The 2,340-nt window shown below is 47.1% G+C and carries 2 protein-coding genes; both read left to right on the forward strand.

The genetic code is table 11. The features are described 5' to 3' along the window. Positions 1-337: 337 nt before the first annotated feature. Positions 338-1,909 (forward strand): ABC transporter permease, encoded by a 1,572-nt coding sequence (locus tag HOLDEFILI_RS01380; RefSeq protein WP_006057544.1) that lies wholly within the window; start codon positions 338-340, stop codon positions 1,907-1,909. Positions 1,910-1,923: 14 nt separating this feature from the next. Continuing rightward, positions 1,924-2,340: ATP-binding cassette domain-containing protein (locus HOLDEFILI_RS01385; protein ID WP_006057541.1), on the forward strand; the 417-nt coding region annotated here is incomplete at its 3' end.

The following is a 2,340-nucleotide window of genomic DNA, read 5'->3' on the forward strand; positions in this document are numbered from 1 at the left end:
CAGCGACGGAACAGGAGATCATTAAGATTTTCCGGATGTTGACGGAGGAATTCGGGAAGACGGTTATCGTCGTGACCCACTCCAACGTCGTTTCCCAACTGAGCGATCATCGCGTTGTCCTGAACGAAGGCCAGCTGAAAGATATGTAAGGATAATCCCGTAAAGGCTGGTTAAATGCAGCCGGGAAAGAGATTGAGGACCGGAGTAAAAGCACTTCGGTCTTTTCTTGTAATAAAATTGAAAGGAATTCTATATTTAGAATTCAGACTTCTATGGTACTATGAAGCTGTAGAATAGAACATGGCGGTCTCCGTCATGGTGGAAAGGGGAAATAAAGATGAATTTTTTCACTCGTGCGATTAAAAACGTTACGCGCCGCATGTCAAAATCAATTTTGTTGGCGGTTACCTTCTTTTTGATCGGCAATTTAGTCATCATCGGATTGGGAATTAATAACGCGGCGGAGCAGGCCAAGATTGAAACCCGGCAGAAGATGCGCGCCGTTGTCTCTTATGAAGTGGACTATGACGCATTTCGTAAATATGTAGAGGATCTGGACGAGGAGGCTCAGCAGGAAGCTTATAAAAACTATCCGTCGGTAACGATGGATGATATCAAAAACCTGATGAGCGACGAGCGGGTTAAAACCGTCAACGTCCTGAGCACCAATATGCTTTATTCCAATGGGTTTGAAACGGTACCGCTGAACAACGATCGGGAAAATAACGGCGGGGGAACGATGACCTATGAAGATGGAACAACCGTTGAATACATCGATCCGGATTTAAAGCTGCAGACGAACTACTTTCCGAATATGATCGAGCTGGAAGACAAGATGTATGAAATTGTCGAGGGACGGTTTTATAATCAGGAAGAAGTCGACGAAGGTAAAATGGTCTGCCTGATCACTGATAAGCTGGCCAGTCACAACAATCTGCGCGTTGGTGATGTCATCACCATCGATCTGGTCAGTAAGAATGATATGCGGTATTACGAACAGAGCGGCATCACGGAGGATGATATTCACATGAATCTGGAAATCATCGGCATCTATCACAACAACGATGAGCTCGATGAAAATTCTGACGAATACAAATGGATGAGCCGGTATGACTCACCGGACAATACAATCCTGGCTCCGGCTTTGGCGTATGGCAACGCTTATTACAACATGGGCATTAAGCAGTATGAATATTCCAAGGCCCAGAATCCGGAATATTACGTTGATTCCGAAACGCCGACGCCGGAAAGCTACACCTATGTCAACAAAGCGGTCTTCCTGCTGGACGATCCGCTGAATGTCGATCAGTTCGTCGCGGATCATCAGAGCGATCTGAAAGATTTCATGAAGATCGACGCGAATAACGAGACGTTCAAGAAGCTGGCGCGGCCATTAGATACGTTATCGCTGTTCTCCAACATCATCGTCTGGATCGTCGCGATCAATGCCATCGTCATCATCACGCTCGTTACGGCCTTAACGTTGAAAACCCGCGAATATGAGATCGGCGTGCTGTTGTCGATGGGCGTATCCAAGATGAAGATTGTGGCGCAGTTCTTTGTCGAATTGATCATCGTCGCGCTGATCGGCTTCACCCTGTCGGTCGCCAGCGGTTCACTCGTCGCCAAACAGGTCGGCAAGATGGTTATGGATTATCAGGTCGATACGGAAAGTCAGTATGGTTCGCTGGACGATCAAAACAACGGAACGATCTACTGGGGAGAAACGAATTACTTCACAGAGATCAGTCAGGATGATTTGTTAGCGGAATACGACGTTCAGATCAGTCCGATGATCATCGCGGAAATCTACATTCTGGGCATCGGCGTCGTCTTCATTTCGATTCTGATTCCGTCGTTTATGATCATGCGGTTTAATCCGAAGAAGATCTTAATGAATCAGAATTAAGGAGGACAGAGAAAATGACAACGATATTAAAGTTAGAAAATCTGAACTACGGCTATGAAGACGGCGGCTTCCGGCGTCAGATTCTGAAGGATCTGTCCTATGAGTTTGAGCAGGGGCAGTTCTACACAATCCTCGGCCCGTCCGGCAGCGGTAAAACGACCTTGTTGTCGATCATTGCGGGACTGGATAAGCAAGAAAGCGGCAAAATCTACTACGAAGGGGACGATCTGGATAAGATCGGACTGTACAAGTACCGCCGCAATAAGATCGGGATCGTGTTCCAGCAGTACAACCTGATCAGCTACCTGACGGGCTTGGAAAACATCGAGCTGGCAATGACGGAAACGGATAACGCGATTCCGAAGAACCAGAAGGAAGTAGCGTATGCGCTGCTGGAGAAATTCGGCATCGTGAAGTCGAAAGCGGATCGT

This window comes from Holdemania filiformis DSM 12042, assembly GCF_000157995.1.
GTDB lineage: Bacteria > Bacillota_I > Bacilli_A > Erysipelotrichales > Erysipelotrichaceae > Holdemania > Holdemania filiformis.